The following is a 13,542-nucleotide window of genomic DNA, read 5'->3' on the forward strand; positions in this document are numbered from 1 at the left end:
GCGGAAGAACTCTCGTTAAGGAACTCGGCAAAATGACCCCGTAACTTCGGGAGAAGGGGTGCCTCGGTAGGGTGAATAGCCCGAGGGGGCCGCAGTGAAAAGGCCCAAGCGACTGTTTAGCAAAAACACAGGTCTGTGCGAAGCCGCAAGGCGAAGTATACGGGCTGACGCCTGCCCGGTGCTGGAAGGTTAAGGGGAGCGGTTAGGGGTAACCCGAAGCTGTGAACCGAAGCCCCAGTAAACGGCGGCCGTAACTATAACGGTCCTAAGGTAGCGAAATTCCTTGTCAGGTAAATTCTGACCCGCACGAATGGCGTAACGACTTGGGCGCTGTCTCGACGAGAGATCCGGTGAAATTTTAATACCTGTGAAGATGCAGGTTACCCGCGACAAGACGGAAAGACCCCATGGAGCTTTACTGCAGCTTGATATTGGACTTTGGTACGATCTGTACAGGATAGGTGGGAGCCTGAGAAGCCTGAGCGCCAGCTTGGGTGGAGGCGCCGTTGGGATACCACCCTGATCGTATCGGAGTTCTAACCTGGTACCGTGATCCGGTGCGGGGACAGTGTCAGGTGGGCAGTTTGACTGGGGCGGTCGCCTCCTAAAGCGTAACGGAGGCGCCCCAAGGTTCCCTCAGAATGGTTGGAAATCATTCGAAGAGTGCAAAGGCATAAGGGAGCTTGACTGCGAGACAAACAGGTCGAGCAGGGACGAAAGTCGGGCTTAGTGATCCGGTGGTACCGAATGGAAGGGCCATCGCTCAACGGATAAAAGCTACCCTGGGGATAACAGGCTTATCTCCCCCAAGAGTCCACATCGACGGGGAGGTTTGGCACCTCGATGTCGGCTCATCGCATCCTGGGGCTGAAGTAGGTCCCAAGGGTTGGGCTGTTCGCCCATTAAAGCGGTACGCGAGCTGGGTTCAGAACGTCGTGAGACAGTTCGGTCCCTATCTGTCGCGGGCGCAGGAAATTTGAGAGGAGCTGTCCTTAGTACGAGAGGACCGGGATGGACGTACCGCTGGTGTACCAGTTGTTCCGCCAGGAGCACGGCTGGATAGCCAAGTACGGACGGGATAAGCGCTGAAAGCATCTAAGCGTGAAGCCCCCCTCAAGATGAGATTTCCCAAGTCAGTAAGACCCCTTGTAGACGACGAGGTTGATAGGTTCGGGGTGGAAGCGCGGCAACGTGTGGAGCTGACGAATACTAATCGGTCGAGGGCTTATCCACTAGCTTCCGTAAGGAAGCGGCAGCAGTAATGTAGATGTGAGGTCTTTAGCTAGCGAGTGAGGATATATCATTTTGGTAGTGACCTTTGTGCGAAGCACAACGGAACGCAAAATGATATACCCGAATGTATATCCAGTTTTCAAGGTACAAGCTGCCTTGAATATGTATTACCGTGTATCCTGGCCGATACACAAACCGTTTGGTGATGATGGCGGAAGGGAACCACGCGTACCCATCCCGAACACGAACGTTAAGCCTTCCAGCGTCGATGGTACTTGGACCGCAGGGTCCTGGGAGAGTAGAACGTCGCCAAGCGGATCTTAAGATCCATGATACAGCTCACTATTCCCTGATAGCTCAGTTGGTAGAGCACTCGACTGTTAATCGAGTTGTCACAGGTTCGAGTCCTGTTCGGGGAGCCATTTCTTGGAGAGGTGTCCGAGCTGGCCGAAGGAGCACGATTGGAAATCGTGTAGGCGTCACAAGCGTCTCGAGGGTTCGAATCCCTCTCTCTCCGTAGCATTACCTTTAGGGTTTATTGCAATTATCATTGGTTCGGCCCGTTGGTCAAGGGGTTAAGACACCTCCCTTTCACGGAGGTAACAGGGGTTCGAATCCCCTACGGGTCATCTTTATCCCATGGAGGCTTAGCTCAGCTGGGAGAGCATCTGCCTTACAAGCAGAGGGTCGGCGGTTCGATCCCGTCAGCCTCCACCATAATGATTTTACTGACGCGGGGTGGAGCAGCCCGGTAGCTCGTCGGGCTCATAACCCGAAGGCCGCAGGTTCAAATCCTGCCCCCGCAACCAATTTTCTTAGTGTGGAGCCGTGGTGTAGAGGCCTAACATGCCTGCCTGTCACGCAGGAGACCGCGGGTTCGAATCCCGTCGGCTCCGCCATTTTTTACAACAAATACATCGAGAACGGGAAACTTACGTTTCTACTGCATCGGTGTTGTTTTATGAAATATGCCGTCGTAGCTCAGCGGTAGAGCAACGCACTCGTAATGCGTAGGTCGGAGGTTCGATTCCTCTCGACGGCACCAGCAACATTATGGCGGTCGTGGCGAAGTGGTTAACGCACCGGTTTGTGGATCCGGCATTCGAGGGTTCAATTCCCTTCGACCGCCCCATTTCTTCTATTGGGGATTAGCCAAGCGGTAAGGCAACGGACTTTGACTCCGTCATGCCTAGGTTCGAATCCTAGATCCCCAGCCATGTAAGAGCCATTAGCTCAGTCGGTAGAGCACCTGACTTTTAATCAGGGTGTCGTAGGTTCGAGTCCTACATGGCTCACCATGTTTTTCTTACATCCCCTTTGCGGAAGTGGCTCAGCGGTAGAGCATCGCCTTGCCAAGGCGAGGGTCGCGGGTTCGATTCCCGTCTTCCGCTCCATCAATTCGATCTAGCGTATCACAGTATTTTATGTTATTATGCGGAAGTGGCTCAGCGGTAGAGCATCGCCTTGCCAAGGCGAGGGTCGCGGGTTCGATTCCCGTCTTCCGCTCCAAATTCCCACCTCCGTAACATACATGCCGGTATGGCGGAATTGGCAGACGCGCGCGACTCAAAATCGTGAGGGAAACCGTGGGGGTTCGAGTCCCTCTACCGGCATCATCTTAACGGGACGTAGCTCAGCTTGGTAGAGCACCTGGTTTGGGACCAGGGGGTCGCATGTTCAAATCGTGTCGTCCCGACCATCAGTTTTCTTTAACCTCATGCGGGTGTAGTTCAATGGTAGAACTCCAGCCTTCCAAGCTGGTAGCGTGGGTTCGATTCCCATCACCCGCTCCATGTCCCAGTAGCTCAGTCGGATAGAGCACTCGCCTTCTAAGCGAGTTGTCGGGGGTTCGAATCCCTCCTGGGACGCTTTTTATGAATATATAACCTTCTACATTTTGTGTAGAAGGTTTTTTTGTGTTTTCTCGAAAGCTTGTTCAACCACCCGATTCCTCCTATGGAAAATTGTGCTTGCCCCTCTCTCGAAGTTCATGTAGAATCGAACCGAGTGAATTGTTAACCTATAATCGTTTTAAATGGTTAACGTATTGGAGCGATCTATATGGGGAAAGGTTTTTTCGTTACCGGAACGGATACGGAAGTAGGCAAGACCTGGGTCACCTCCGTCCTTGCCGCTGCGGCAGTAAGACGCTTAACTCTACAGACTGGAAGGTCTGGGCAAGCCACCAGCCTGCACATCTGGAAGCCAATACAATCTGGAACCAGGTTAGGTGATCCTAGGGCGGATAGTAGGCGACTGCTGAGAGGCAGTGGTATCGAACAATCCGAGACGGAGACCGTCTCGATCACACTGCAGGCTCCGTTGGCCCCTTGGATGGCGGCGCGGCGGGCTGAGATCCCGATCCCTTGGGATGAGCTGCTGGCCGAAGGAACACGTAGGCTGGCAGCGTATCCTCGTCTCCTGGTAGAAGGAGCCGGTGGACTGCTTGTTCCGCTAACAGCGCGGCACACCGTTGCGGACTTGGCTGCAGCTATAGCTCTGCCGCTGCTGGTTGTCGCACGGACCCAGCTCGGTACGGTTAACCATACGCTGCTGACCATTGCGGCGGCAAGACAGAAGGGACTCCGAATGGCAGGTGTTATACTAAACGGCTATTCGGGAGAGGACGATCTGGCATTAAGCGAGACGATCGAGATGATCGAACACTTTGGCTCCGTTCCGGTCCTGGGTGTACTGCCGAGGCTGGAGGAGGATCCGGCAACGATGAATGAATGGGAAGTCTGGAGGAGCAAATGGATCGGGATCGTGGAGAACCGGGTACGTATGGACGAGATCATGGCCTTTTTATAAATCATAGGGATTCCATAGAAGAAGCAGAGGAGCTGGGATGAATGGTTACGACATCTACCAACTGGAACGGGCTGGCGGAGAAAGCGATACTGGGTGAGCGATTGACAATGCGAGAAGGGCTCGACCTGCTGGAAGCACCGGATGATGAACTGCTGCGGATTATGGATGCGGCATTTCAGGTGAGGCGGCATTACTACGGCAAGAGGGTCAAGCTGAATCTGATCATCAATGCCAAGAGCGGGTTATGCCCGGAGGACTGTGGATACTGCTCCCAGTCGATTGTCTCAAAGGCGGCGATTACGAAGTATCCTCTGCTAGAGAAGGAAACGCTTGTGGACGGTGCGCGCAAAGCGATGGAGCTTAAAGTAGGTACATACTGTATTGTGGCCAGCGGACGGGGGCCAACCGGCAAGGAGCTTGATCAGGTGGTGGAGGCGGTGAAAGAGATCAAATCGACCATGCCGATGAAAATTTGCGCCTGCCTCGGCATTCTCAGCGAAGAGCAGGCCGTCAAATTAAAAGAAGCCGGTGTAGACCGCTATAATCATAATCTCAATACGAGCAAAGCCAACTTCGGCAATATTACTACGACTCATACCTATGACGACAGGGTAGAGACGGTAGAGAAGGCGAAAGCAGCAGGCATGTCGCCATGTTCGGGCTGTATCATCGGCATGGGAGAGACGAATGAGGAGATCGTCGAGATGGCTTATGCCCTGCGAGAGCTGGATGCGGATTCGATCCCGGTGAATTTTCTTAACTCCATACCTGGAACTCCATTGGAGAATCAAAGGGATTTGGACCCGCGGCGGTGCTTGAAGGTGCTGGCGCTGATGAGACTGATCTGCCCCACCAAAGAAATCAGGGTGGCTGGCGGCAGGGAGGTCAATCTCCGGTCGATGCAGGCTCTCGCGCTGTATGCTGCAAACTCGGTGTTCGTAGGCGACTATCTGACCACGGAAGGCCAGGAGGCAACGGCGGATCATCATATGATCGAGGATATGGGCTTCGAGATTGAGCTCTGTGCCCTTTAGGGAGGACATGTGAGGAATGAGCCGACAGCATATGATGTGGATGCAAAGCGAACTGGAGTCGCTGAGAGAGCGGGGGCAGTACCGTTCACTCGTAGACTCGGAGCCCCGGCCCGGCGGTTGGGTCATCCGCTCAGGGCGTCGGATGCTGAATCTGGCATCCAACCAATATCTTGGGACGGATTTGCTGCAGATAAGACAGGAGCTGGGGGCCTTTCCGGCCGGTATGGGAGCTGGGGCATCGCGGCTCATAACCGGTCATCATCCCTTATGTACGAGGCTGGAAGAGGAGTTTGCCCGCTGCAAAGGGACGGAGAGCTGCCTGCTCTTCTCCAGCGGTTATATGGCGAATACCGGTGTGATCCCTGCGCTTGTAGGGCGGTCGGACTGTGTATTCAGCGACCGCCTCAATCATGCGAGCATCATAGACGGCATCGTCCTCAGCAGGGCGCAATGCTTCCGTTATCCCCATAGGGATCTGGACCGGCTGGAAGATCAGCTTAAGAAAGCGCCTCGGGGTGCCAAGAAGCTGATCGTTACGGATTCGATCTTCAGCATGGACGGCAGCATGGCGCCGCTGCGTGAGCTGGCGGAGCTGAAAGACCGCTATGAGGCCATCCTGATGGTGGATGAAGCCCACAGCGGCGGACTATACGGCGAAGAAGGCCAAGGGCTTGTTCATGCTATGGGATTAACCTCCCGGGTGGAGGTTCAGATGGGAACATTCAGCAAAGCTTACTGTGCTTATGGAGGCTATATCGCCGGGGATTCCATGTTAAAGGACTACCTGATAAACAAGGCCCGCAGTTTCATTTTTACAACCGCGCTCCCTCCGGCCGTGATCTCGGCGGTGTACCAGAGCTGGCAGTCGGTCAGAGGCCACAGCGTGCGGAGAGATGAGCTGCAGCGTAAGGCGGAGATGTTCCGGCAGAGACTGCAGGAAGCCGGCTTCGATACGGGAGGAAGCGAGTGTCATATTGTTCCGCTGGTACTGGGCAGCAATGAAAAGACACTGAGAGTCAGTGAAAAGCTGCAGCAGGAGGGAGTTGCTGCCGTTGCTATCCGGCCTCCTACGGTACCGGAAGGAACGGCTAGGATCCGCTTCAGCCTGATGGCAATCCATTCGGATGAGGACCTTAAGTGGGCATTGGAACGCATAATTCGAATAGGACGTGAAGAAGCATGAATCTGCCGCGGAGTGAGCCCCGCATGCTGTGGGTTCACGGATGGGGCATGAGTCCCATCATTTGGCCTCATAACGCTGAAGCCGGTAAGGGAATCCATTCTGTGCAGCCAGAGGACCTTCTTCCAGGTTGGAGCCACAGCTATTTTACATACGAAGGGTGCCGTTCCGCTGTGCAGATGCTTGAGCGGCTTCATCGCTGCCTATGGGATGAGAGGCCCGATGCGGTTGTCGGATGGTCGCTGGGTGGAATGCAAATGCTTCGCTGCCTGGTGGAGGAGCTACGGTCCGGCAGGCAGCGAGGCGGGAGGATGCACGGTGGAATGCCGTTAGTTATTCTTACGGGCACCAGCCTCCGTTTCATCGACTCGGATCGGACTTACGGATGGCCGCGGCGCATCGTAGAGCGAATGAGGGCACGGGTGGATGCGGAGCCTGGCGCAGTGGCGGAACGGTTTGCCGAAGCCATGCTTACGGGAACAGGGTACGACCAAAGGCTGGCGGATCAGGTGAAAGCGGCGGTCCGGTCCACCGATTTTTCCCCGGAGGGACTGCATGCGGGGCTGAGTTTCCTGATTCAAGAAGACCTCAGGGCCGACTGGCAGGCTCTCGCCCGACCGGCCCTACAGAGCGGCACGATGCGTCTGCTGTGGCTTCAGGGCCAGGAGGACAACATCTGCCCGGTTGGAGCGGTTCCAAAGGAAGAAGAGGGATGGAGGAAGGTTATCCTTCCAGGTGTAGGGCATCTACCCTTTTTGGAGAGAACGCCGGAGTTCTACCAATGCATAAAGGAGTTTCTTCATGGAAACCTGGAGTATCGATAAGAAGAGGGTCCGGCGGCATTTTGACCTGCATGCCCATGAATATGACCTGTATGCGGAAGTTCAGCAGCAGATGGCCAACGACTTGATGAGCCGCCTGCTGCTGTGGAGAAAGGGCCCTGAGGTGAGCAGAATCGTCGAAATCGGATGTGGTACCGGCCGGCTTACCAAGAAGCTTCTGCAGGCCTATCCCGCGGCAGAGCTGATGGCGATCGACCTTTCACCGAAGATGGCGGAGGTGACAAGGCTTCGCTGCTGTCCTTGGGCCGGCGAACGTCTTACCGTGCTCGCTGGGGATGCCGAGACTCTGCTCATGTCACCTTTTTGCACACAGGAACAGTTATCAGGGGTTGATCTGGTTGTATCCAATGCGGCCTTTCAGTGGTTTAATGACACGGAGAAGACGCTCAGCGGCTGGCTGAGCCGAATGCGGCAGGATGGACTGCTGGCATTTAGCACCTTCGGGCCGGAGACGTTCCATGAGCTGCATAGTGCTTTCCGGCAGGCAGAGATCCTTCTGGGAATTCCTCACCAGGCCAGCGGGCAGAGGTTCGTGAACCGGGAAGAATGGCAAAGGCTGCTGTATGCCTGCGGCGAGGTTTCCTGGGAGCTGGATTGGGAGGAGAAGCGGGTGACCCGGAGGTTTGACAGCGTTCGTTCATTCCTCGACAGCGTGAAGCGGGTGGGGGCGGGGAACAGCGTCCGGGATGGTCGCTCCGGATTCGCTATGGCACGTAAGCGAATGGAGTTGATGACCGAAACGTACAACCAGACCTATGGGGAAGCGGGGATTCCGGCCACCTATCATATGTATTACGCATTGTATGGAAAAAGGTAGATTTGGGGCCCGGAGTATGGCACAATGTCGGCGGATGTCATATAATGATAGGGAGAAGTCTTCGCAAACGTGTGCGAACAGACTTAAAACGTTTAAATGGGGTGTAGAGATGAATTTGTTTGATCTGACCGGAAAAGTGGCTTTGGTCACCGGCGGTGCCGTAGGACTGGGCGGAGGCATTTCGCTTGGCTTAGCCAAGGCAGGCGCGGATATTGTCATCGTTACAAGCAACGACCGTTCGCGTGAAGTTCAACAGGAGATTGAAGCTTTGGGACGTAAAGTACATACGATCGTAGCCAATCTCATGGACGAGCAGGCGCTGAAGGGCGTCGTGGAAGAGGCCCTGTCCGTATTCGGCAAGATCGACATACTCGTCAACAACTCCGGGATCATCCGCCGGACACCGGCTGCGGAGCATGGTGCGCAGGATTGGCATGACGTGCTCAATCTGAACCTGAACTCCGCGTTCTTCCTCTGCCAGCTGGTGGGCCGCGAGATGATCAAGCAGGGCTCGGGCAAAATCATTAACATCGCATCCCTGCTGAGCTTCCAGGGCGGGATCAACGTTCCTGGCTACACGGCGTCGAAGCATGCGATTGCAGGCGTAACCAAGGCCCTGGCGAACGAGTGGGCCAGCAAGGGCGTCCAAGTGAATGCGATTGCACCGGGCTATATGTCTACAGACAATACGGCCGCGCTTCGTGCCGATGAAGAGCGCAGCTCCCAGATTCTCGTTCGTATTCCGGCAGGACGCTGGGGCACGACGGAAGACCTGCAGGGGCCTGTGATTTTCCTGGCATCCGCTGCTTCGGACTACATGAGCGGCCACGTGCTTGCCGTTGACGGCGGATGGATGGCACGCTAATGGCAGAGAGCGGACAAACCCAAGAACACCAAATGTTCCGTCCGGAGATCATCACCTTCGGAGAAACCATGGCTCTCATTATGCCGGAGGGGTCCAAAGGCATCGAGTATTCGAGCAGCTTCCAAGGGCTCTTCGGAGGCGCGGAGAGCAATGTAGCGATCGGCGTATCCCGTCTCGGGCATCGGGCAGGCTGGTTCAGCCGGCTCGGCAAAGATCCTTTCGGGCGGATGATTCTGAAGAAAATCCGCGGGGAAGGCGTGGACGTCTCCCGCACGGAGCTGACGACCGAGGCACCGACAGGCCTGATGCTGCGCGAAGTCGTATCCGGTAAGACTTCCGTGTATTACTACCGCAAAGGCTCAGCTGCCAGTCTGCTGCGGCCTGATCACCTCGATGAGGAATATATTGCCCAGGCCCAATATCTACATGTAACAGGCATTACAGCGGCCCTGAGCGAGTCGTGCCGGGCCACCCTCCGAGAAGCAATCCGCCTGGCGAAGAAGCACGGCGTGAAGGTCTGCTTTGACCCGAACCTGCGTCTGAAGCTGTGGACGATTGAGGAAGCAAGAGGCGTTCTGCTGGAGCTGGCTCAAGAAGCGGATTACTTCCTTCCGGGACTGGATGAGCTGAAGCTGCTCTATCAGACGGAAAACTTCGATGAGATTGTGGCGAAGCTGTCCGAGCTGAAAGCGGTGTCCATCGTCAAAGGCGGAGATGACGAAACCTACGTTGTCGAGAACGGCGAGGTCTCTGCGGTACCGTACTATAAGGCGGAACAGGTAGTGGATACGGTGGGAGCCGGAGACGGGTTCTGCGCCGGATTTTTTGTGGGTCTGCTCAAAGGATACACGCACGTGGAAGCTGTTCGCCTCGGAAATCTGATCGGCTGTATGGTCGTCCAGATGGAAGGCGATTGGGAAGGCATCCCCACTTGGGAGCAGGTAGAAGCATTCTTGAACAACGTCAAGCACGTGGAACGGTAGGGGGAGGATACAACCAATGAAAAAGCTGCAGCTCGTACAGAAGATTGTGAACGAAGGGGTCGTTGCGGTACTGCGCGGCGACACACCGGACGAAGTCGTTGAAATGGCCGAACAGGCGATTGAAGGCGGCATTAAGGTGATTGAAGTGACGATGACCGTTCCTTTCGCCCTGCAGGCGATTGAGAAGCTGGCGAAGAAATATTCGAGCACCACGGTCGATGCCTCCCGTTATGCGATCATCGGTGTAGGTACGGTGCTGGATCCCGAAACGGCACGCGCGGCCATCCTGAGCGGCTCCGAGTTCGTCGTCGGGCCTTCGCTTAATCCCGATACCGTTACGCTGTGCAACCGGTACCGTGTACCTGTCATGCCTGGCGTGATGACCATCCAGGAGATTCAGCGCGCGCTCGAGCTGGGTGTGGATGTAGTGAAACTGTTCCCAGGCAACCTGTACTCCCCGAGCATGATCAAAGCGATCAAGGGTCCTCTGCCGCAGGCGAATGTCATGCCGACCGGCGGGGTATCGCTCGACAATCTGGGCGAGTGGATCAAAGCGGGGGCCGTAGCTGTCGGCATCGGATCGGATCTGACGACCGAAGCGGTCAAGCAGCGCGATTACAGCCTTGTAGCTAAGAAGGCGGCCCAGTACGTGGAAGCTTATCGTGCAGCCAAGGCCTAATCGTTGAAGAAGGTGCTCTTTCCAAGCGGAAAGGGCACCTTCTTTTTTGTTAGGGCGTGCCCAGCTAAGCACGCATCTTCTAGCCGGTGAAAGTCCGGTCGCGGGAGGGGCCAAGCCCCCGCGTAGCTTGGATACTTGCGTATGGCGAAATCTGTACGTAAAAGCGTATCGACGGAAGTGCTGTCAGAGACAGCGCGAGCAACATGTCAGGCCGTAACATGAAGTGAATCCTGCCGCGTCGTCAAAAAGGCCTCGCAAGAGGGAAAAGAGGAAGCCGAGTCTCGCCTATAAGGACGAAGGCCAAGGAAGCTGTATGGAACTTGGAGCTGCAGCGAAGAATCTTCCGGCGTATAGGGAGCGGCATGACATGAAAGAGGATGCAGTGAACTGGGGAGACCCTCCCCTGCACGGGAATTTTTTTTTGAACCCGTAAAGAGACTCTCTATAAGCATGCATGGCTAAATGAGTAGTCTGCAGGAAGGGAGTCCGAGGGGCTCATACTACCGAGGAACGCAGGACAACACAACCTGCGGGAGGGAAGGAGCTCTGCTTTGTTCATGTTTCTTAAGGAGGTACGAGTCAGTGAATGCCAAGCGGCTAACGACACCAAAGGAAAACGTTCAACAACTCCAAGAGAAACTAGGTCATGCGGCCAAGGAGAACAAGAAGCGTAGATTCCATGCGCTCTATGACAAGGTGTATCGGATGGACATTCTGAGGGAGGCATGGAGGAGAGTACGAGCCAATAAAGGATCGGCTGGAATCGACGGAGAGACACTTGCGGACATAGTGAAACAAGGAGAGAACGTCTTTTTGTACAAATGCCAACGAATCCTAAAAGAAGGCAAGTACCATCCGCAGCCGGTAAGACGGCGCTACATTCCGAAGAAAGATGGAAAGCAAAGGCCGCTGGGTATCCCTACCATCCGAGGCCGCGTCGTACAGATGGCAGCGAAACTGGTCATAGAACCGATCTTTGAAGCGGATTTCCAGGAAGCTTCGTTTGGATTCAGGCCGAAGCGAAGCGCCAAGCAGGCGCTGGATCGTATCCGAAAAGCATGCAACCGTAAAGGGAATTGGGTGGTCGACGTCGACATCCAAGCTTACTTCGATAACATCAATCAAGAGAAGTTGATGAAGCTGATGGAAATGCGAATTAGTGACAGGCGCCTCTTGAAGCTGGTAAGAAAGTGGCTGAACGCGGGTGTCCTGGAGGAAGGAATGATTCGACGCACGGATCTGGGAACGCCGCAGGGCGGAGTCATCTCTCCCCTTTTGGCGAACATCTATCTGAACTACTTCGACATCCTGTGGGAACGACATGGGAGCGGACTGGGGGAACTCACACGATATGCCGATGATCTGGTAGTAGTGTGCAAAACAAGGAAAGAAGCAGAAAGAGCCTACCAACTGATCCAGACGATTATGGAACGGCTCGATCTTACCCTGCATCCCATCAAGACGCGCCTTGTCGGGTTATGGACAGGAGAAGAAGGGTTTGACTTTCTCGGCATGCACCATCGCAAAACAAAAGCGGAAACTTCCCAAGGGAAGGTGTACTACACAACCCAGCAGTGGTTAACCCGGAAAGCGGAAGAACGTATTCGGGAGGTTGTTAAAGAACGTCTCGCACCGCCGAAGATGAGACACAAGTCATTCGCCGAACATGTGCGGTGGCTGAATCCAAAGATTCAGGGGTGGAGGAATTACTACTACACAGCCTACAGCCAATTAAAGCTGGCCAAACTGGACTGGTACATTTTGCAAAGGTTTACGAGATGGTATGCCAAGAAGAGGCAACGTGCGAGGTGGGGGAGTTCGCTTCAAGAAGTAAGGTTTCTGACCAGGCAATATGGACTTAAAGCGCTTTTGTGATCTGCATGCACATGAATGACGAACATCGGAAAGCCGTATGAGGGAAAACCTCACGTACGGTTTGATGAGGAGGGGCAGAAATTTTCTGCCCTTTACTCTAGAATGGCAGTGGCAGCAGGGCCTGTGCTGAGTCTGATGTAAGGATACGCAGCCGGTATGGTGTCAGCGTACGCGATCTTTGAGGGATATCCGGGGCTCCCCGCTGGTCAAGAACTGGTACCAGCGCTGCCGGAACCGGACCTGAGGACCGTCGGCTCCCACATGGGCTTCCATGCGCAGGGCATCCGGGATGGGACGCGGGTGCTGGCTCTCTACGACGGCACGGTCTTCCTCCAGCACCCGTGCGCTGTAGCGGGAGAAGATACGGCTCACCCACGGAAATTTGGTGAAATTCCTGCCTGCATAGCCGAAGATCGCCGTAACTTCCCGATCAACCGGGGTAAAAGTTACGTAATTGATGAACCGGCTTCGCCGTGGCTCGGCCGGAGTGAGCAGCCACTGCTGGGGAAATCGGTAGGTTAGCAGGCCGCTGCCATTGCGAATGGTGATCCGATCATCGGTGGCTTCAAAATCGATATGGATGCTTGAAGAGCTGTTCCACCCGATGGTCCGGCGGTGAACGATGGGCACGTGGGCTGTGTCGATGACACTCTCGATGACCTGGGAGAGATGAGCCTGCCACACGGCATCGTAGGGGGCCAGCACAAGTTCGGGGTCGTCAAGCTCCGGCAATAAGGAAGGAGGCTCCGGCATCTGTCCGTTCAGTTCGCGCAGTGTCATGGGAGATCCACTGCAGGCCCGCTTGTTCCTTGACAGGGTAAGCCTGGGTGTGGTCAAAGTCGGGAATCTTCCTGTCCGGCTGGGCGAGAATGGATGTGCAGGTGCCATCTCCCTGAAAGGTCCAGGCATGGTAGGGGCAGCGCAGCCGATCACCTTCACAGCTTCCGAGCGATAAGTCTGCCCCGCGATGAGGACAGTAGGCATGAAGTGCCTGAGCAGTACCTGCTGAATCGCGGAACAGGACGAAGTCGCGTCCGGCAATCCTTTTCCTAAGGAGCCGGCCCGGCTTCAATTCTTTGGACCAGCCTACAGTATACCAGGTGCAAGGGAAAACATCATGATCTCCTTCTTGGCTTGCACGGTAACGTTCGTCGGACATATGGGGCCTCCTTTATTTTATCAATCGATAAGTTAAAACTATACGGTACAGTGGGGAGGGACAG

At 55.2% G+C, this 13,542-nt stretch carries 11 protein-coding genes, 16 tRNA genes and 2 rRNA genes (1 of these 29 running past the window's edge); 27 read left to right on the forward strand and 2 right to left on the reverse strand.

Going from position 1 to position 13,542, the window contains the following annotated elements; translation table 11 throughout:
• The 27 genes from ACP26L_RS02905 to ltrA form a co-directional block, all read left to right on the forward strand.
• Positions 1-1,233, forward strand: a 23S ribosomal RNA gene (locus ACP26L_RS02905); it begins 1,699 nt to the left of the window's first position.
• A gap of 198 nt (positions 1,234-1,431) precedes the next feature.
• A 5S ribosomal RNA gene (gene rrf / locus ACP26L_RS02910) occupies positions 1,432-1,548 on the forward strand.
• 31 nt (positions 1,549-1,579) lie between these two features.
• Positions 1,580-1,655 (forward strand) — tRNA-Asn (locus ACP26L_RS02915).
• Positions 1,656-1,661: 6 nt separating this feature from the next.
• Positions 1,662-1,750 (forward strand) — tRNA-Ser (locus ACP26L_RS02920).
• Positions 1,751-1,790: 40 nt separating this feature from the next.
• Positions 1,791-1,862 (forward strand) — tRNA-Glu (locus tag ACP26L_RS02925).
• A gap of 12 nt (positions 1,863-1,874) precedes the next feature.
• A tRNA-Val gene (locus tag ACP26L_RS02930) sits at positions 1,875-1,950 on the forward strand.
• 15 nt (positions 1,951-1,965) lie between these two features.
• Positions 1,966-2,042 (forward strand) — tRNA-Met (locus ACP26L_RS02935).
• Between the two features lie 13 nt (positions 2,043-2,055).
• A tRNA-Asp gene (locus tag ACP26L_RS02940) sits at positions 2,056-2,132 on the forward strand.
• 71 nt (positions 2,133-2,203) lie between these two features.
• A tRNA-Thr gene (locus tag ACP26L_RS02945) sits at positions 2,204-2,278 on the forward strand.
• 11 nt (positions 2,279-2,289) lie between these two features.
• A tRNA-His gene (locus ACP26L_RS02950) sits at positions 2,290-2,365 on the forward strand.
• A gap of 10 nt (positions 2,366-2,375) precedes the next feature.
• Positions 2,376-2,450 (forward strand) — tRNA-Gln (locus ACP26L_RS02955).
• A gap of 5 nt (positions 2,451-2,455) precedes the next feature.
• Positions 2,456-2,531 (forward strand) — tRNA-Lys (locus ACP26L_RS02960).
• 21 nt (positions 2,532-2,552) lie between these two features.
• Positions 2,553-2,627: transfer RNA gene (locus ACP26L_RS02965), tRNA-Gly, on the forward strand.
• 40 nt (positions 2,628-2,667) lie between these two features.
• Positions 2,668-2,742: transfer RNA gene (locus ACP26L_RS02970), tRNA-Gly, on the forward strand.
• Between the two features lie 24 nt (positions 2,743-2,766).
• A tRNA-Leu gene (locus ACP26L_RS02975) sits at positions 2,767-2,846 on the forward strand.
• A 9-nt stretch (positions 2,847-2,855) separates the two neighbouring features.
• Positions 2,856-2,932: transfer RNA gene (locus ACP26L_RS02980), tRNA-Pro, on the forward strand.
• 20 nt (positions 2,933-2,952) lie between these two features.
• Positions 2,953-3,026 (forward strand) — tRNA-Gly (locus ACP26L_RS02985).
• A 1-nt stretch (position 3,027) separates the two neighbouring features.
• Positions 3,028-3,101: transfer RNA gene (locus ACP26L_RS02990), tRNA-Arg, on the forward strand.
• A 193-nt stretch (positions 3,102-3,294) separates the two neighbouring features.
• Positions 3,295-4,044, forward strand: coding sequence for a dethiobiotin synthase (gene bioD, locus ACP26L_RS02995; RefSeq protein WP_426451033.1), 750 nt, complete (start codon positions 3,295-3,297; stop codon positions 4,042-4,044).
• 41 nt (positions 4,045-4,085) lie between these two features.
• Positions 4,086-5,078, forward strand: a complete 993-nt coding sequence (gene bioB, locus ACP26L_RS03000; RefSeq protein ID WP_426451034.1) for a biotin synthase BioB — start codon at positions 4,086-4,088, stop codon at positions 5,076-5,078.
• Between the two features lie 16 nt (positions 5,079-5,094).
• The gene (gene bioF, locus ACP26L_RS03005) at positions 5,095-6,261 is read left to right on the forward strand and encodes an 8-amino-7-oxononanoate synthase (RefSeq protein WP_426451035.1); all 1,167 of its coding nucleotides are present in this window, start codon (positions 5,095-5,097) and stop codon (positions 6,259-6,261) included.
• A 23-nt stretch (positions 6,262-6,284) separates the two neighbouring features.
• A complete protein-coding gene (locus ACP26L_RS03010; protein WP_426451036.1) occupies positions 6,285-7,082 on the forward strand; it encodes an alpha/beta fold hydrolase in 798 nt (265 codons plus the stop codon).
• Positions 7,060-7,917 (forward strand): malonyl-ACP O-methyltransferase BioC, encoded by an 858-nt coding sequence (bioC, locus tag ACP26L_RS03015; protein ID WP_426451038.1) that lies wholly within the window; start codon positions 7,060-7,062, stop codon positions 7,915-7,917. The genes ACP26L_RS03010 and bioC overlap by 23 nt, the downstream gene beginning before the upstream one ends.
• 109 nt (positions 7,918-8,026) lie before the next feature.
• Positions 8,027-8,782: a 2-dehydro-3-deoxy-D-gluconate 5-dehydrogenase KduD gene (kduD, locus tag ACP26L_RS03020; RefSeq protein ID WP_426451039.1), complete on the forward strand. Its 756-nt coding sequence runs from the start codon at positions 8,027-8,029 to the stop codon at positions 8,780-8,782.
• Between the two features lie 32 nt (positions 8,783-8,814).
• Positions 8,815-9,765, forward strand: coding sequence for a sugar kinase (locus tag ACP26L_RS03025; RefSeq protein ID WP_426454798.1), 951 nt, complete (start codon positions 8,815-8,817; stop codon positions 9,763-9,765).
• A gap of 16 nt (positions 9,766-9,781) precedes the next feature.
• Positions 9,782-10,444: a bifunctional 2-keto-4-hydroxyglutarate aldolase/2-keto-3-deoxy-6-phosphogluconate aldolase gene (locus tag ACP26L_RS03030; RefSeq protein ID WP_426451041.1), complete on the forward strand. Its 663-nt coding sequence runs from the start codon at positions 9,782-9,784 to the stop codon at positions 10,442-10,444.
• 582 nt (positions 10,445-11,026) lie between these two features.
• A complete protein-coding gene (gene ltrA / locus ACP26L_RS03035) occupies positions 11,027-12,319 on the forward strand; it encodes a group II intron reverse transcriptase/maturase (protein WP_426451042.1) in 1,293 nt (430 codons plus the stop codon).
• A gap of 162 nt (positions 12,320-12,481) precedes the next feature.
• Here the strand turns inward: ltrA and ACP26L_RS03040 are convergent, their stop codons facing one another.
• Positions 12,482-13,099, reverse strand: coding sequence for a hypothetical protein (locus ACP26L_RS03040; RefSeq protein WP_426451043.1), 618 nt, complete (start codon positions 13,097-13,099; stop codon positions 12,482-12,484).
• Positions 13,038-13,478 (reverse strand): Rieske 2Fe-2S domain-containing protein, encoded by a 441-nt coding sequence (locus ACP26L_RS03045; protein ID WP_426451044.1) that lies wholly within the window; start codon positions 13,476-13,478, stop codon positions 13,038-13,040. Before ACP26L_RS03045 ends, ACP26L_RS03040 begins: the two co-directional genes overlap by 62 nt.
• Positions 13,479-13,542: the final 64 nt, after the last annotated feature.

This window comes from Paenibacillus sp. S-38 (assembly GCF_049942825.1).
Taxonomy (GTDB): domain Bacteria; phylum Bacillota; class Bacilli; order Paenibacillales; family NBRC-103111; genus Paenibacillus_G.